14 protein-coding genes are annotated in these 15,852 nt (G+C 64.1%); 8 read left to right on the top strand and 6 right to left on the bottom strand.

The window, feature by feature from the left end; all coding sequences use genetic code 11:
• The first annotated feature begins 28 nt into the window (after nt 1–28).
• Complete coding sequence (gene metX, locus AC07X9_RS11820) at nt 29–1,165, top strand: homoserine O-acetyltransferase MetX (protein WP_026002069.1); 1,137 nt, start codon at nt 29–31, stop codon at nt 1,163–1,165.
• The gene (metW, locus tag AC07X9_RS11815; protein WP_017181166.1) at nt 1,162–1,755 is read left to right on the top strand and encodes a methionine biosynthesis protein MetW; all 594 of its coding nucleotides are present in this window, start codon (nt 1,162–1,164) and stop codon (nt 1,753–1,755) included. The genes metX and metW overlap by 4 nt, the downstream gene beginning before the upstream one ends.
• 6 nt (nt 1,756–1,761) lie before the next feature.
• Here metW and AC07X9_RS11810 read toward each other — a convergent pair whose 3' ends face one another.
• Together AC07X9_RS11810 and AC07X9_RS11805 are read right to left on the bottom strand one after the other, a co-directional pair.
• Nucleotides 1,762–2,256, bottom strand: a complete 495-nt coding sequence (locus AC07X9_RS11810) for a nucleoside deaminase (RefSeq protein WP_026002068.1) — start codon at nt 2,254–2,256, stop codon at nt 1,762–1,764.
• 58 nt (nt 2,257–2,314) lie between these two features.
• On the bottom strand, nt 2,315–2,929 hold the full coding sequence (locus AC07X9_RS11805) for a TetR/AcrR family transcriptional regulator (RefSeq protein ID WP_017181164.1): 615 nt from the start codon (nt 2,927–2,929) through the stop codon (nt 2,315–2,317).
• Nucleotides 2,930–3,087: 158 nt separating this feature from the next.
• On the opposite strand from AC07X9_RS11805, the gene AC07X9_RS11800 reads away from it, so the two are divergent.
• Both AC07X9_RS11800 and AC07X9_RS11795 read left to right on the top strand, forming a co-directional pair.
• Nucleotides 3,088–5,445 carry a TonB-dependent receptor gene (locus tag AC07X9_RS11800; RefSeq protein WP_017181163.1) on the top strand — a complete coding sequence of 786 codons (2,358 nt, stop codon included), beginning with the start codon at nt 3,088–3,090 and terminating at the stop codon, nt 5,443–5,445.
• Nucleotides 5,446–5,552: 107 nt separating this feature from the next.
• Nucleotides 5,553–6,824 carry a spinster family MFS transporter gene (locus tag AC07X9_RS11795; RefSeq protein ID WP_026002067.1) on the top strand — a complete coding sequence of 424 codons (1,272 nt, stop codon included), beginning with the start codon at nt 5,553–5,555 and terminating at the stop codon, nt 6,822–6,824.
• 12 nt (nt 6,825–6,836) lie between these two features.
• On the opposite strand, the gene AC07X9_RS11790 is transcribed toward AC07X9_RS11795, so the two are convergent.
• Nucleotides 6,837–8,414 (bottom strand): peptide chain release factor 3, encoded by a 1,578-nt coding sequence (locus tag AC07X9_RS11790; protein ID WP_017181161.1) that lies wholly within the window; start codon nt 8,412–8,414, stop codon nt 6,837–6,839.
• 143 nt (nt 8,415–8,557) lie between these two features.
• Nucleotides 8,558–9,442, bottom strand: coding sequence for an aldose 1-epimerase family protein (locus AC07X9_RS11785; protein WP_017181160.1), 885 nt, complete (start codon nt 9,440–9,442; stop codon nt 8,558–8,560).
• Nucleotides 9,443–9,575: 133 nt separating this feature from the next.
• On the opposite strand from AC07X9_RS11785, the gene AC07X9_RS11780 reads away from it, so the two are divergent.
• Complete coding sequence (locus AC07X9_RS11780) at nt 9,576–10,061, top strand: hypothetical protein (protein WP_026002066.1); 486 nt, start codon at nt 9,576–9,578, stop codon at nt 10,059–10,061.
• A 270-nt stretch (nt 10,062–10,331) separates the two neighbouring features.
• The gene (locus AC07X9_RS11775) at nt 10,332–11,597 is read left to right on the top strand and encodes a glutamate-5-semialdehyde dehydrogenase (RefSeq protein ID WP_026002065.1); all 1,266 of its coding nucleotides are present in this window, start codon (nt 10,332–10,334) and stop codon (nt 11,595–11,597) included.
• A gap of 596 nt (nt 11,598–12,193) precedes the next feature.
• Here the strand turns inward: AC07X9_RS11775 and kdsA are convergent.
• On the bottom strand, nt 12,194–13,021 hold the full coding sequence (gene kdsA / locus AC07X9_RS11770; protein WP_026002064.1) for a 3-deoxy-8-phosphooctulonate synthase: 828 nt from the start codon (nt 13,019–13,021) through the stop codon (nt 12,194–12,196).
• 5 nt (nt 13,022–13,026) lie between these two features.
• A complete protein-coding gene (locus AC07X9_RS11765) occupies nt 13,027–13,320 on the bottom strand; it encodes a hypothetical protein (protein WP_017181156.1) in 294 nt (97 codons plus the stop codon).
• 21 nt (nt 13,321–13,341) lie between these two features.
• Between AC07X9_RS11765 and AC07X9_RS11760 the strand changes: the two genes are divergently transcribed.
• The gene (locus AC07X9_RS11760; protein WP_017181155.1) at nt 13,342–14,475 is read left to right on the top strand and encodes a hypothetical protein; all 1,134 of its coding nucleotides are present in this window, start codon (nt 13,342–13,344) and stop codon (nt 14,473–14,475) included.
• Complete coding sequence (locus AC07X9_RS11755) at nt 14,472–15,848, top strand: cytochrome P450 (RefSeq protein WP_017181154.1); 1,377 nt, start codon at nt 14,472–14,474, stop codon at nt 15,846–15,848. The genes AC07X9_RS11760 and AC07X9_RS11755 overlap by 4 nt, the downstream gene beginning before the upstream one ends.
• Nucleotides 15,849–15,852 lie beyond the last annotated feature (4 nt).

Below are 15,852 nucleotides of genomic sequence, written 5' to 3'. Positions count from 1 at the left end.
TCCGCCGTGGTCCTAGCCCGGCGCGACCATGGCCAGCCTTTCAATGACAGATGATAGTCGTTTCGGCCTGCGCCGACAGGTTCGGCTTGCCGGGCCATTGCCGCTGGACAGCGGCGCGGCGCTGGGGCCGGTCGACATCGCCTATGAAACCTATGGCACGCTAAACCCGGACCGATCCAATGCGATCCTGATCTGCCATGCCCTGACCGGCGACCAATATGTCGCGTCCGACCATCCCGTAACGGGCAAGCCCGGTTGGTGGTGGCGGCTGGTGGGAGAGGGGAAGCCGGTCGATCCGGCACGCCATTTCATCATCTGCGCCAATGTCGTCGGCAGTTGCATGGGGTCGAGCGGCCCGGCCAGCCTGGACGTGGCGACCGGCCTGCCCTTCGCCATGCGCTTTCCCGTGCTGACCATTGCCGACATGGTGCGGGCGCAGGCGATGCTGCTCGACCATCTGGGTGTCGACCGGCTCTACGCTGTGATCGGCGGGTCGATGGGCGGCATGCAGGCGCTGACCTGGCCGACCTTGTTCGCCGACCGGGTGGAACGCTGCATCGTCATCGCCTCGACCGCGCGGCACAGCGCGCAGAATATCGCCTTTCATGAAGTCGGGCGGCAGGCGATCATGGCCGATCCCAACTGGCGCGGGGGCGATTATTATGCCGATGGGCAGGTGCCGAGCGCGGGTCTGGCCGTTGCGCGGATGGCGGCGCATATCACCTATCTGTCCGAAGCGGGGCTGACCGAGAAATTCGGACGGCGCCTCCAGGGCCGCGATGCCAAGACCTTCGGCTTCGATGCGGATTTTCAGGTGGAAAGCTATTTGCGCCATCAGGGGCTGAGCTTTGTCGAGCGGTTCGACGCCAACTCCTATCTCTACATCACCCGCGCCATGGACTATTATGACATTGCAGAGGATCATGGCGGGTCGCTGGCCATGGCCTTCACGGCCAGCAAGGCGCGTTTCTGCCTTGTCAGTTTCGATACCGACTGGCTCTATCCCACGGCGGAATCGCGGATCATCGTCCATGCGCTGAATGCGGGCGGGGCGCAGGCCAGTTTCGTCGAACTGTCCAGCCCGTTCGGGCATGACGCCTTCCTGCTGGAATGTCCCGAACTCAACCGGGTGGTCGATGGCTTCCTGAAAGGCGGCCGGGCGTGAGCGATCAGTTGCGCCCCGATCTGGCGCTGATCGCGCGCACCGTGCGGCAGGGCGCGCGGGTGCTGGACGTCGGCTGTGGCGACGGCGCGCTGATGGCGGCGCTGCGCGACAATGCCGGGGTCGACGCGCGCGGGCTGGAGCTTGACGGGTCGAATGTCGCCGATGCGGTCGGGCGCGGCCTGTCGGTGGTGCAGGGGGATGCCGACACGGACTTGCGCTATTATCCCGACGCCAGTTTCGACTATGCGATATTGAGCCAGACGCTCCAGACGACCCGGCGGCCTGATCTGGTGGTGGAGGAATTGCTGCGGATCGCTGCCCAGGCTTTCGTATCCTTCCCCAATTTCGCCCATTGGCGCGGGCGGATTTCGCTGCTGTGGGGCGGGCGGATGCCGGTGACGCGGCTATTGCCCGACACATGGTATGACACGCTCAACATCCATCATGTGACCGTGGACGATTTCCGCGCGCTGGTGAAGGATCGCGGCTGGACCATCGACGGGCAATGGTTTCTGAAGGGCGACAGGGAAACCACCCACGCCAATGCCAATCTGTTTGCCGAACATGCGGTGTTTCTGCTGCGGAAATAGGCCGGGTCAGATATTGCCCTGTTCCTCGATCGGCACATCGTCCTGGGGCCGGTAATAGAGGCTGGCGCAAAGCTCCGCCTCGCATCCCCCTTCCAGCACAAGATCGTCCCGCCACGCGTCGCGCACGAAATCCATCGTGTCGAGATGGCGATCCTCGAAATACATGCGATGCACATCGTCCCGGCCAGCGCCGTAAACGATCCGGCCAACTTTCGCCCAGATCGACGCCATGGTGCACATGCCGCATGGCTGGAGCGTGGAATAAAGCGTGGCCCCGCGCAGGTCCATGTCGCCATGGACCGGCCCGGCGGCGCGGATCGCCATGATTTCCGCATGCGCGGTGGCGTCCTTATGCTCCTCCGTCTGGTTGACCTGTTCCGCCAGGATGCGGCCGTCGATCACGATGATCGCGGCAATCGGCGTGTCGGCAGGGGTGCTGCCCTTGCTGCGTGCCAAGGCAATGGCGCGCTGCATCCACTGGCGGTCGGTCGGTGTAATCATGGCGGCAATGCTCCGATGGGTGAACCGCCACAAAGCGCCAGCGCCGGTTTTGCTCCGCTTATTGCGGGCGGCCAATGCCCTTTTCGATCAGCGCGTTGGCGATGGCGGCGATCTCGTCCGCCGGGCGGCTGTCGTCCCAGACGCCGTAGCGCAGCCCCAGAAAGACATTCATGCCCATGATCGCCCAGGCATGCACCTCCTCCACGTCCGGGCGCACGTCGCCGCGCTCTGCTGCTTTGGCCAGGCGCGTCGCCATGCGGGCCGCGGTATTTTCGTAATGGGCGCGGTAGGCGGCGGCATCGACAAATTCCGATTCGTCGATGATGCGATAGAGTTCCTTGTGCGACCGGGCGAACTCCAGAAAGCTGAGCAGCCCGATTCGTTCGGCGTCGATGCCGTCGCGCGCCTGCGCGATCCGGGGCGACACATAGTCGCGCACCTGCCCCGACATATCGGCCACCAGCGCGCGGAAAATATCGTCCTTGCTGTCGAAATAGGTGTAGAAACTGCCCAGCGCACAGCCCGCGCGGCGGGTGATTCCGCTGATTGATCCTTCGTGAAATCCTTTTTCGCCAAATTCCTGCGCGGCGGCCGCCAGCAGGCCGCGGCGGGTGCGTTCCCCGCGCGCCGTGCGGGGCGTCTTGTCGTCCCTGCCTGGCCCCTGGTCGGTCATAGTCTCTCCCCGTCGCTGTGTTCTTTTAGCGCAATCTGGTCGCATCGATAGCCTGCTCCATATTTGAAGTTGAAAGCTGGTTCAACTTTCATTATCGAATCGGTCAAGACACATGGCGACCCGCCAAACGGGCGCATCATTCAGGAGAGGTTCCGCTCATGAAGGCTCATCACAGCATCCGCGCTCTCGCCCTTGCCTCCGCCGCCTGGACCGGGGCGCTGGCCCTGCCCGCGCTCGCGCAGGACGCGCCGCAAGCCGCCGTGGACGACAGCGAAGGCGCGATCGTCGTCACCGCCCGCCGCCGCGAGGAAACGCTGGTCAGCGTGCCGATCGCAGTCAGCGCCTTTTCCGGGGAGAAGCTGGAAAGCCAGGGCGCGATCGACATTACCGATCTCGCCAACTTCACGCCCAACACCACGCTGGAAGCATCGCGCGGCACCAATTCGACGCTGACCGCCTTCATCCGCGGCGTGGGCCAGCAGGACCCCGTGTCCGGTTTTGAACAGGGCGTCGGCATCTATCTGGACGATGTTTACCTCAACCGGCCGCAGGGCGCGATCCTCGACATTTATGATGTCGATCGGATCGAGGTGCTGCGTGGGCCGCAGGGGACGCTCTATGGCCGCAACACGATCGGCGGCGCGGTCAAATATGTGACCAAGATGCTGCCGCAGGACTTCGCGCTCAAGATCAAGGGCAGCTACGGCACCTATGATCAGGCCGATGGCATCATCAGCGTGTCGGCCCCGGTCGGCGACATGATCCGGGTCGGCGGCGCACTCGCCCGCCTGTCGCGCGGCGGCTTTGGCAAGAATCTGACCACCGGCGAAGATAATTACAACAAGGATGTCTGGGCCGCGCGCGGCACGTTCGAAATGGGCGGCTATGGCCAGCCGGTGCTGATGCGGATCACCGGCGATTATACCAAGGATAACAGCAATGCGCGCGGCGGCCACCGCCTGATTCCCGGCCAGTTGTCGGGCGCGCCGGTGCTGGACGACGTATTCGACACGCGCGGCGGCCTTGCCGACCCCAAGCAATATGTGAAGTCCTACGGGCTATCGATGAACATCACGGCCGAACTGTCCGACGCGGTGACGCTGCGGTCGATCAGCGCGTGGCGCAAGGATGACAGCGCATCGCCGATCGATTTCGACGCGCTGCCCGCCGTCGATGTCGACGTACCGGCCTTTTACTTCAACGAGCAGCTGAGCCAGGAATTCCAGCTTCTTTATGACAGCGGCCCGCTGCATGGCATGCTTGGCTTCTACTATCTGGATGCCAAGGCCGATACCGCGTTCGACGTGCGGCTGTTCACGACCGTTGCTGGCCTGACCGCCTTTACCCAGGCCGATGTCGACACGGAAACCTATGCCGTGTTCGGCGACTTCACTTTCGACATTTCGCAGCAGCTGAGCATTTCGGCGGGCGGTCGCTATACCTGGGACAAGCGCCGCGCCGACATTTTGCGGCAGAATTATCTGGGTGGCGGATCGCCCGTCTTTGGCGGCGCAGGCGTGGCGTTCGGCGCGCCCAGCACCGATTTCAACGGCCAGCGCGAATATAAGAAGTTCACGCCCCGTGTCTCGATCAGCTACAAGCCGACGCCCGACCACAATATCTATGCCAGCTATGCGCAGGGCTTCAAGGGCGGCGGCTTCGATCCGCGCGGGGTGGGCACCAATGCGCCCGACCTCAACGGCAACGGCATTCGCGAAGATAGCGAGATCGCGTCGTTCCTGAGCTTCCGTCCTGAAAGCGTCAAAAGCTATGAAGTGGGCTATAAGGGCAACTTCATGAACGGCGCGCTCTATGTCGCGGTCGCGGGCTTCTATGCCGACTATAACGACGTGCAGATCCCCGGCTCGGTCGCCTGCACCGTCAGCGTGGGCGGCGTGCCGACGCCATCCTTCTGCGGTGTCGTGTCCAATGCGGGCAAGGCGCGGTTCAAGGGGCTGGAATTTGAAAGCAACGCGCGGCTGGCGCAGGATTTCCTGACGGGTGGTGACCGTTTGAGCCTGTCCACGGCGGTGGGCTATATCGATGCGGAATATCGCGAATATGTGACCAATATCGGCGGGGTGCCGACCGATGTGGCCGCGTTCCGCAAGGTGCAGAATACCCCCAAATGGACCGCCAGCGGCACGCTCGGCTACACCACGCCGGTCGGCGACGGCAACCTCTATGCGGGCAGCACCGTATCGTGGCGCAGCAAGACCTATCAGTTTGAAATCCCCAACCCCTATATCGACCAGAAGGGCTATGCCCTGTGGGACGCCAGCATCGTCTACACCGCGCCGGACGACCGCTGGACGCTGGGGCTGCATGGCAAGAACCTGCTGGACAAGGAATATAAGACGTCGGGCTATACCTTCGTCGCGGCCAATGCGACGACCGGCGCGATTGTCAACAATGCCGCGGGCTTTCCCACTCCCACGCTGGGCCGCGAAGGCACGCTGACCGCGTTCTACGGCAATCCGCGGCAGGTGTTCGTGACCGGAACGGTGAAGTTCTAGGTTCGGTATTCCCGCGCGGGTAGGAATCCGGTTCCAGGGGCGGGACCGGGTTCCCGCCTGCGCGGGAACACGCTTTTGCTGTGCGGCAAGGGGCGTAAGGAGCATATATGACAGACCGAACGGTTCCCTCCGCCTCTCCCCCCGTTTCCCCCGCCTATCGCGGTGTCGTGCTGGCGATGCTGCTGCTCGTCTACACTTTCAACTTCCTCGACCGGCAGATTCTGGGCATCCTCGCCGGGCCGATCAAGGCGGAACTGGGCCTCACCGACGGGCAATTGGGCGCGCTGGGCGGGATCGCCTTTGCGCTGCTCTATTCGACGCTGGCGATTCCCCTGGCGTTGCTGGCCGACCGGACCAGCCGGACCTGGGTGATCACCGTCAGCCTTGCAGTATGGAGCGGCTTTACCGCGCTGTGCGGCATGGCGGGCAGCTTCTGGCAGATGTTCGCTTTTCGCGTCGGCGTAGGCGTGGGGGAGGCAGGCGGCGTCGCGCCATCCTATGCCGTGATCTCCGACTATTTCCCGACGCATCAGCGCGCGCGGGCGCTGTCCATCTATTCGCTGGGCATCCCCCTGGGATCGGCGGGTGGCGTGCTGCTGGGCGGTTATATCGCGCAGGCGGTCGAGTGGCGCACCGCTTTCATCGCGGTCGGCGTGGCTGGCCTGCTGATCGCGCCCTTGTTCCGGCTGGTCGTGCGCGAACCAGCACGCCCGGTACTGGCGAACGATGCAGTGCCGGTCAGCGCCGTGTTCGGCATATTGGCGGCCAAGCGCAGCTTCTGGCTGCTGGCGCTGGGCGCGGCGTGCAGTTCGATGTGCGGCTATGGCGTCGCCTTCTGGCTGCCCAGCCTGCTGATGCGCAGCTTTGGCCTGGACCTGTTGGGCGCGGGCCAGTTTCTCGGCGCGCTGCTGCTGATCGGCGGCGTGGCGGGCGTGCTGCTGGGCGGCTGGCTGGGCGATGCCATGGGTAACAGGGACAAGGCCTATTATGCCTGGGTACCTGCGATCAGCTATGTCGTGGGAATGCCCCTGTTCGTGGTCGGCGTGCTGTCCGACAATGTGGGCTTTGCCTTTGCGCTGTTCCTGATCCCGCAGGCTTTGGTCTATGTCTGGCTCGGCCCGGTGCTGACCGCCGTGCAGCATCTTGTCCCCGCCCATATGCGCGCCAGCGCGGCGGCGAGTTTCCTGCTGATCAACAATCTGGTCGGGCTGGGGCTGGGCAGCTGGAGCGTGGGGGCATTGTCGGACGCGCTGACGCCTGCTTATGGCGTGGAGGCGCTGCGCTATGCCATCGTCGCGGCGCTGGGCTTCTATCTATTGGCCGGGCTGTTCATGGCATTGGCGGGCCGGGCGCTGCGCAAGGATTGGGTCAGCGCCTAGCCACCGGGGGGATTACCGCTCCTTGGTCGCGCTGAACTTCAGCTTGGGGTGGCGTTCCTGCTGATAGCCGATGTCCCATGCGCTGCGTGCCATGAATACCAGCGCGCCGTCGCGGTCCTTGGCCATGTTGGCCGCGTTGAAGCCGACGAAATCCTTGATCGCACCCTCATCGCCACTGATCCAGCGGGCCGTATCAAAGGGTGAAGGCTCCAGCGCGGCGGCGACCTTATATTCCGCGTCCAGCCGGGAAATCAGCACTTCCAGCTGCAATTGCCCCACCACGCCGACGACCCAATTGCTACCGATTTCCGGGTAGAATACCTGGATCACGCCCTCTTCGGACAGGTCATCGAGCGCCTTGCGCAGCTGCTTGGTCTTGGTCGGGTCTTTCAACTGGACCCGGCGCAATATTTCCGGCGCGAAATTGGGCAGGCCGGTAAAGCGCAGCCCCGGCTTTTCGCTCAGCGTATCGCCCACGCGCAGCGCGCCATGGTTGGGAATGCCGATAATGTCGCCGGGATAGGCCTCGTCCGCCAGTTCGCGGTCCTGCGCGAAGAAGAGGATCGGCGAATGGACCGCCAGCGCCTTGCCCGACCCGCTGGGCGTCAGCTTCATGCCGCGCCGGAACTTGCCCGACACCAGCCGCATGAAGGCGATGCGGTCGCGGTGCATCGGGTCCATATTGGCCTGCACCTTGAAGATGAAGCCGGTGACTTCGCTGCCCTCCGGCTCGACGGCGGCGGGTTCTGCGGGCTGCGCGCGCGGCGGCGGGGCGTGGGCCGCCAGCGCGTCGATCAACTCGGTAACGCCGAACAATTTGAGCGCGGAGCCGAAATAAACCGGCGTCAGGTCTCCCTGACGATAGCGGGCAAGGTCGAATTCGGCATAGCCGCCCTGCGACAATTCGGCCTCCTCGCGCAATTTCTCCAGCCCGTCGGGCGACAGGAAATCGGCGAGTTTCGGATCGTCCAGCCCGGTAAACTGGTGCCGGGTGCCATCAAATTCGCGGCTTGGCCCGCTGGGCTGCATCAGCCGGTTGGTGGCGAAGTCATATATGCCCTCAAACTCGCCGCCCATGCCGACCGGCCAGCTCATCGGGCAGACGTCCAGCTGCAACTGGTCCGCCACCTCGTCGAGCAGGCCGAACGTCTCGCGGCCTTCGCGGTCCACCTTGTTGACGAAGGTGATGATGGGCAGGTTGCGCAGGCGGCACACCTCGAACAGCTTGCGCGTCTGCGGCTCGATACCCTTGGCCGCGTCGATCACCATCACGGCGGAATCGACGGCGGTCAGGGTGCGATAGGTGTCCTCGCTGAAATCTTCGTGACCCGGCGTATCGAGCAGGTTGAACGTGATCGTCTCGCCATCGCGCGTCCGCTCGAACGTCATGACCGATGATGTCACGGAAATGCCGCGCTGCTGCTCGATCTTCATCCAGTCCGACCGCGCACGCCGGTTCGCGCCGCGTGCCTTGACCTCACCGGCCAGATGGATCGCGCCACCCTCCAGCAGCAGCTTCTCGGTCAGCGTGGTCTTGCCCGCGTCAGGATGGGAAATAATCGCGAAGGTGCGGCGGGATGGAATGGTCATGATGATTTTCTGGGTCGGGAGTAATAAAGCCGTTCGCCCTGAGCGAAATCGAAGGGCCATGCCGAGCGGAGGCGAGGCACTTCGGCTTCGCTCAGTGGAGGGCTTCGACTTCGCTCAGGGCGAACGGAATCTAGGTTGCGCCGTTACACGTCCACAAGGCTGACGTCCATGCGGAAGGCGCGGCTCTCGCCCGGTGGCAACGCGATGATGCCCTGCTTTGCCCACACATCCCCTTCGAACCCGACCAGATCGGCCATCCCCGCCCAGGGTTCGACGCACAGATAATGGGCGCCCGGCTTCTGCCAGAGGCCCAGCCATGGCGTATCGGGAAAGTCGATCTTCAGGCGCGGCTGGCCCGGCACGCCCCAGAGCAAGGAGCGGCTGGCCAGATCGTCCCAGATCAGCGCATCCCCTTCGAACATGGCATGGCTGGGGACCAGCGTGTCGCCATCGACCGGGGACGCCACCGCTTCCCGCGCGATCAGGCCGGGTTCCGCGCCCACCTTGCGGATCGGCGCGGGTTCGGGCTTTTCAAAGATGATGCGGTGATCCTCCAGCGCGCCGCCATAGGGCAGGGGCCAGGCGAAGGCGGGGTGATAGCCGAAGGAAAAGGGCATGACAGCCTCCCCCCGGTTGGTCACGGTCGCGGTCATGCACAGGCGCGCGCCTTCGATCGCGAAACCCATGTCGAGCCGGAAGGCGAAGGGATAGACAAGCAGGCTCGCCGCATCCGCTTCCAGCCGGAAGGTCGCGGCGCTGTCGCTGCGCTCGACCAGCGCAAAAGTGCTGCGGCGGGCAAAGCCGTGCTGGGGCATGGCATAATCGCGCCCGTCCAGGCGATAGGCGTCGCCGCGCGACCGCCCGACAAAGGGGAAGAGTAAGGGGGCATGACCCGTCCACCAGCGCGGGTCGGCGTCGGTCATCAACTCGCGCCCCTGCGCATCGCGCAGCGACCAGAGTTCCGCGCCCTGGGCGGATATGGTGGCGCCAAGCTGGTCCGAAGCGATGCCGACCGGTGCGTCTGTCACGTCCTGCTGTCCTCCTGTTGAAGCGGGCCTGCCTTAACGCCGATGCCGTCGCCTGTCTCGCCCCGACGCGCGCTCGTTTCGCAAGGGAACCGAAAGATTGCGTCGCTGGTTTTGTCGGGCGGGAGACATGATCATGAAACTATACGCAATGGCCGCGCTATTATTCTGTTCGACATCGGCGCTGGCGCAGGAAGCGGAAAAGCCAAAGGATGAGACGTTCAAGAAGGCGGGCAATATCGCCAGCCAGCCGGTCCGCGACATTGGCCTGGACAAGGACGAAATTCCGCCGGTGCTGGTGAAGGCGGTAGAAAATCCCTATGCGCCCCCTCCATCGCGCAGCTGCAAGGGGCTGAAAGCGTCGCTGGGTGAACTGAACGCGGTGCTGGGCGAGGATTTCACCGTCGGCGCCAAGGCGAACGAGAATCGCGCGGGCAAGATTGCAGAGGCGGTCGGCAAGACGATCGTCAATTCGCTCATTCCGTTCCGTGGGCTGGTGCGGGAAATCAGCGGCGCCGCGCCGCAGGAACGGCGTTTGCAGGCGGCGATCACGGCGGGGATTGCCAGACGCGGCTATCTGCGCGGCATGGCGACGAGCAAGGGCTGCAAGATCACAAGCTGAGCATATTCCTCGCCATAACCCCGTGGGGGTATGCGGGCATCCCACCGGCTGCATAGAGACGATGGAAGGTGGTCTGACTGCCTGCCGATGGCTGGATCATTTGCGACCCATGGTCTGGTCATCGGCCCTTGGTTCGCAAGGGTCAGGCCGGTGCGGCAACCGGAATGGCTCTTTCGCGCATTTCGAGACAGACGTTCGTCAGTCACGTCCCGCCTTCGCTTCACGATGCTTTCATGCTAGGTCGCCGTCCATATAGTGGCGAGACCCATGATGAACGACCTGACCCAGACCCCTGAAATGCTGATCGCGATGATGGGCGCGCGCGCCCGTCGCGCGGCGCACATCCTCGCGCAGGCGAGCGACGAGCAAAAGGCCGATGCGCTGCGCCGCGCGGCACAGGCGTTGCGGGACCAGGCACCGGCGATCATCGCCGCCAATGCGCGCGACATGGACAATGCCGCCGCCAATGGCCTGTCGCCGGCGATGCTCGACCGTCTGAAGCTGGATGCGGGCCGGGTCGCCGCCACCGCCGACGGCGTGGAGCAGGTCGCGGGCCTGCCCAATCCGCTGGGCAGCGTGATCGACCAGAGCGTGCGCCCCAACGGGCTGGAACTCAGCCGCGTGCGCGTGCCGCTGGGCGTGATCGGCATCATCTATGAAAGCCGCCCCAATGTGACGGCGGATGCCGCGGCGCTCTGCCTGCGCGCGGGCAATGCCGTCATCCTGCGCGGCGGCAGCGAAGCCAGGGAAAGCAACCGCGCGATCCTGAGCGCGATGGCAGAGGGGATCGTGGCCGCTGGCCTGCCCGCCGACGTCGTGCAACTCATTCCCACGACCGACCGCGCCGTCGTGGGCGCGCTGCTGCGGGCCAGCGAATTTATCGACCTGATCGTGCCGCGCGGGGGCAAGAGCCTGGTCGCGCGGGTGCAGGAAGAAGCGCGGGTGCCGGTGCTGGCCCATCTGGACGGCATCAACCACAGCTATGTCGATGGCGCGGCCAACCCGGCGATGGCACGGCAGCTGGTGGTGAATGCCAAGATGCGCCGGACGGGCGTGTGCGGCGCGACCGAAACGGTGCTGATCGACCGCGCCTATGGCGACGCGCCTGCGCTGGTAAAGGCGCTGCTAGACGCCAGATGCGAAGTGCGCGGCGACGAAGCGGTGCAGGCGATGGACGCGCGCGTCATCGCCGCGAGCGAGCAGGATTGGGACACCGAATATCTCGAAGCGATCGTGTCGATCCGGCTGGTCGATGGCGTCGACGGCGCGATCGACCATATCGCCGCCCATGCCAGCCATCATACCGATGCGATCATCACCGAAGATGCCGAAACCGCGGCGCGCTTCCTGAACGCGGTCGACAGCGCGATCGTGATGTGGAACGCCTCCACCCAATTTGCCGATGGCGGCGAATTCGGGCTGGGCGCGGAAATCGGCATCTCCACCGGCCGCCTCCACGCGCGCGGCCCGGTCGCGCTGGAGGGGCTGACGACCTACAAATGGATTGTCCGCGGAACGGGACAGATTCGGCCGTAAAGGGTGGTTGGGGGACCGACCGCTTTCGGCGATTATCAGTGATTAGCGGACTTCGGTTCTGCGAGGCGCAATTGTGTTGCGCGGATCATAGGCTTACCTGTCGCTCCGTTGGGAATAACATCTCCCGATAGGAAAACTCTTTGGCTCACAAAACCGAGATTATCCGCAGGCGCTGAATGCACAATGCGGTCGTAGGCTTGATCTACCGCGTTGTTAGCCGCCGCAAAGCCCACGCCGGGGCAGCTATGACCCGACACAGATGCTCCACACTCGATACATTCACTGCCAGAATAGGCGGAAAGAATCGCCGTGCCTTCAACCTTGTCACCGACAGAAACGGACCAGCATTGCTCGGCAGCTATATAGACCGGCTTAGGGGCACAGGATGCAAGCACAACAGCGCTTATCAAAGTAGAGGCCGATGACCGCATTCGGGCATCTTCACAGAACGCCTTATTGTCTGCAAGTGGGCGTTCATTGCACTCCCTTTCGTCATGCCGGGCTTGACCCGGCATCCCGCTTTTCTTTGCGCAGATAGCGGGGGCCCAGATAGGCCTGTCCTGCCCCCGCCCAAGGGTCCGGGGCGACGGTGAGGCCTACCCCTTCACCACTGCATCGATCGCCTTTAGCTTCGCCAGCATCGGCGCGACCCAGTCCAGTGGGAGCATGACCGGCCCGTCGGACGGCGCATTGTCCGGGTCCTGATGCGCTTCGGCGAAGATCGCGGCGACGCCCGCCGCCACCGCGCTGCGCGCCAGCACCGGCGCGAACTCGCGCTGGCCGCCCGATGCCGAACCCAGGCCGCCGGGCTGCTGGACCGAATGGGTGGCGTCGAATATCACCGGATAGCCGGTCTCACCCATCACCGGCAGCGCGCGCATGTCGCTGACCAGCGTGTTGTAACCGAAACTCGCGCCGCGTTCGGTCAGCAGGATGCGGTCATTGCCGGTCGAGGCGACCTTTTGCGCCACCGCCGCCATGTCCCATGGGGCCATGAACTGGCCCTTCTTGACGTTGATCACTGCGCCGGTGCGTCCGGCGGCGAGCAGCAGGTCGGTCTGGCGGCACAGGAATGCGGGGATCTGGAGGATGTCGACCGCCTGCGCAGCGGCCTCGACCTGTCCCGCATCATGCACGTCGGTCAGCACCGGGCAGCCCAATGTCGCCTTCACCTCCGCCAGGATCGCCAGCCCCGCGTCGATGCCGACGCCGCGCTGGCCCGACACCGATGTCCGGTTCGCCTTGTCGAACGAGGATTTGAAGATGAACGGCACGCCCGCCTGCCCCGCGATCCGCGCCAGCGCATCGGCCATGAACAGCGCATGGTCGCGGCTTTCGATCTGACAGGGGCCGGAAATGAGAACGAAGGGCAGGTCGTTGCCGATGGTGATCGGGCCGACCTTCACATGGTGGGGAACAGTCATGCCGGTCACTTGGGCGCTTTGGCAAAGCGCCGCAAGAGCTGGCCGCGCCACAGCCCCTTGCCCGGATGATAATTCCAGCAGAACCAGCCGAAGCACAGGCAGGCGATCAGCGAAGGCAGCGCCATCGGATCGCCATTGGCCTTCATATGGCGGTAAAAGGCCATGTCCGCGCGCCACCGGTCCCGCTCGCTGCCGCCCCCGTTGATGCCATAGACATTGTCATGCTTCCTACAGCCGATGTTTCGGTTGTATTTACGGTGGTCTATGAAATAGCAGTAGTCGCGTTCGGGTGTGCTCATGACCCGATTAGGGCCGGGGCAGTGCAAAAATTCAAGCGTAAAGTCTTTTATCTTGGCGGTTTTGATCCGCGCGGCGTGCGTTTTTACCACCAGCTCTATCGCGACCAGGCCGGTCGGTATGACCGGCTGACGGGCGAGGGCGTGACCGTGGGCGGACGCCGCGCCGGGCCTGCGGGATCGGTCGTCTCGACAATCTGGTCGGTCGACAATGAACAGGCCGGGGTCGAGACCGACTATGAATTTCTCCGCTGGGAGGATCTGGTCGGCAAGGTGTGGATTCGCAACCCGCTCACGCTCGCCTTCCGCTCCATCGCCACCTATGTCGGCCATGGCCGTTTCATGCAGTTCAAACGGATGAAGGCGTTGCGCGCCGGTCCGGTGCTGACCATCTGTTATCCACCCTTTCTGGCGGTGATGATCCCGCTGCTGTTCGCGCTGCTCTCCGCTTTGCTGCTGTGGAGCGTGCTGCCATTCTGGGCGGCGGCGCTGGCGGGGATCGGCATCAGCGCGATGGCGTCGGGCAAATGGCTCAACAAGCTGGTCGTGCCATGGCTGCTGCGCTTTACCTATTATCACCACACGCTCGCCGCTGGCGGACCGGGCGACGCGCTGGACGCGCGGCTCGATGCCTTTGCCCGGCGCATAGCCGAGGAACTGGATGAACCGTGGGACGAGGTGCTGTTCCTCACCCATAGCGCGGGCACGATCCTGGGCATGTCGGTGATGCGGCGCCTGTTCGACCTGCGCGGCATGGCGCTGCCGGATCATTTCGCGATGGTGGGCATGGGGCAGGTGGTGCCGGTCGTGGCGCTACGGACGGACGCCCGCTGGTATCATGCTGATTTGCGCGCGCTGGCGGACAAGCATTTCCGCTATGTGGATCTCAGCTTCCCGCCCGACGGCGCGGCCTATTTCAACGTCAATCCGCTACTGCTGGAAAGCGACACGCATGCCGCGCGGGTCGACATGCTCTCGCCGCGCTTCCACCTGTTCTACGATCCTGAAAATTATCATGGCGGCTGGTCGAACAAATATGAGGCGCATTTCGACTATTTGCGAGTAGGCGATCGCCTGTCGCCGGTCGATTTCCTCAGCCTCACCGCGGGCCGCCGCACCCTGGACGATGCCATCGCCGCTTTCCGGACGATTCCATGACAGAACCGCTCTTCACCCCGCCTTTCCCCCAGCCCACGCGCAACAAGCGCACGATGCTGCGGCGCTTCTTCATCGGCTGGCACAGCTGGATTCATGTGCTGTTCGAAAAAAGCTATACGATGAAGATGGGCGAGGTGCGCGGGCGCGGGCAGCTCATGTATATCGCCAACGAACTGCCGCTGGTGGACCGTATCCTGAAGGGCGGGACCGAATTTCCCAAACATGCCGAACTGGTCAAGGGGCTGTCGCCGCTGATCGGCAACAGCGTCTTTTCCGCCAATGGCGTGGACTGGGAAAATCAGCGGGCGATGATCAATCCCGCCTTCGCCCATACCGCGATGAACAAGACGATGCCGCTGATGGTGGAGGCGGTCGCAGCGTTCCTGGCGCGGATCGACGGGATGGACCGCCGCAAGGCGATCAACATCGACGCGATGATGACCCATGTGGCCGCCGACATCATCTTTCGCACGCTCTTTTCCCAGACGCTGGATACCAGGCGCTCCTTCATCATCCATCAGGCGTTCGGACGGTTCCAGCGCTATTCCCATTCCGCGTCCATGCTGGGCCTATACGGCTTCCCAAACCGCTGGTTCGAACGCTGGTCGGAACGGCCCGCCAACGCCATTCGCGGCGTGTTCGCGCCGATCGTGGCGGAACGGTTCAACGCCTTCCATGCCGGACAGCCCGCGCCGCACAAGGACATCCTCCAGTCGCTGATCGAGGCGCGGCATCCGCAGACGGGCGCGCATTTCACCTTGAAGGAGGTGATGGATCAGGTTGCGACCATCTTCCTGGCGGGCCATGAAACCTCCGCCAGCACCATGACCTGGGCGCTCTACCTCCTGTCGGAATGCGCCCATGTTCAGGAACGCGCACGGACCGAAGTGATGGCGGTGGCGGGCGACGCGCCCCTGACCCCGGCGATGCTCAAGGACATGGGCGTGGTGCGCAACGTTTTCAGGGAAACGCTGCGCCTCTATCCCCCGCTCGCCTTCTTTCCGCGCGAAGTGCCCTGCCCGATGCAGATGCGCGACAAGAATCTCGTCCCAGGCGCGATGCTGGTCGTCGCCCCCTGGCTGACCCAGCGCAACAAGGATAACTGGGCCTGCCCGCACAGTTTCAATCCCGATCGGTTCGACGATCCGGCCAATGCCGACATGATCAAGCAGGCCTGGCTGCCCTTCAGCCGCGGCCCGCGCGTATGCGTGGGGGCCGGCTTTGCCCAGCAGGAAGTGATGACCGTCATCGCCGACGTGCTGCGCCATTATCGCCTGTCGGTGCGGCCCGGCTACAAGCCCGAACCGATCAGCCGCCTGACCGTGCGCCCGCGCAAGGGGATGATGCTGATGTTCGAGAAGATTGGCGTTTGACCCC

Source organism: Sphingobium sp. GW456-12-10-14-TSB1, assembly GCF_059424385.1.
This window is presented reverse-complemented; position numbering and strand designations above follow the sequence as displayed.

Excerpts from the sequence above, each read along its gene's own strand:
- AC07X9_RS11810 (WP_026002068.1), bottom strand. The coding sequence starts at position 2,256 with ATGATTACACCGACCGACCGCCAGTGGATGCAGCGCGCCATTGCCTTG.
- metX (WP_026002069.1), top strand. The coding sequence starts at position 29 with ATGGCCAGCCTTTCAATGACAGATGATAGTCGTTTCGGCCTGCGCCGA.
- AC07X9_RS11775 (WP_026002065.1), top strand. The coding sequence starts at position 10,332 with ATGAACGACCTGACCCAGACCCCTGAAATGCTGATCGCGATGATGGGC.
- AC07X9_RS11795 (WP_026002067.1), top strand. The coding sequence starts at position 5,553 with ATGACAGACCGAACGGTTCCCTCCGCCTCTCCCCCCGTTTCCCCCGCC.
- kdsA (WP_026002064.1), bottom strand. The coding sequence starts at position 13,021 with ATGACTGTTCCCCACCATGTGAAGGTCGGCCCGATCACCATCGGCAAC.
- AC07X9_RS11790 (WP_017181161.1), bottom strand. The coding sequence starts at position 8,414 with ATGACCATTCCATCCCGCCGCACCTTCGCGATTATTTCCCATCCTGAC.
- AC07X9_RS11755 (WP_017181154.1), top strand. The coding sequence starts at position 14,472 with ATGACAGAACCGCTCTTCACCCCGCCTTTCCCCCAGCCCACGCGCAAC.
- AC07X9_RS11800 (WP_017181163.1), top strand. The coding sequence starts at position 3,088 with ATGAAGGCTCATCACAGCATCCGCGCTCTCGCCCTTGCCTCCGCCGCC.
- AC07X9_RS11805 (WP_017181164.1), bottom strand. The coding sequence starts at position 2,929 with ATGACCGACCAGGGGCCAGGCAGGGACGACAAGACGCCCCGCACGGCG.
- AC07X9_RS11780 (WP_026002066.1), top strand. The coding sequence starts at position 9,576 with ATGAAACTATACGCAATGGCCGCGCTATTATTCTGTTCGACATCGGCG.
- AC07X9_RS11765 (WP_017181156.1), bottom strand. The coding sequence starts at position 13,320 with ATGAGCACACCCGAACGCGACTACTGCTATTTCATAGACCACCGTAAA.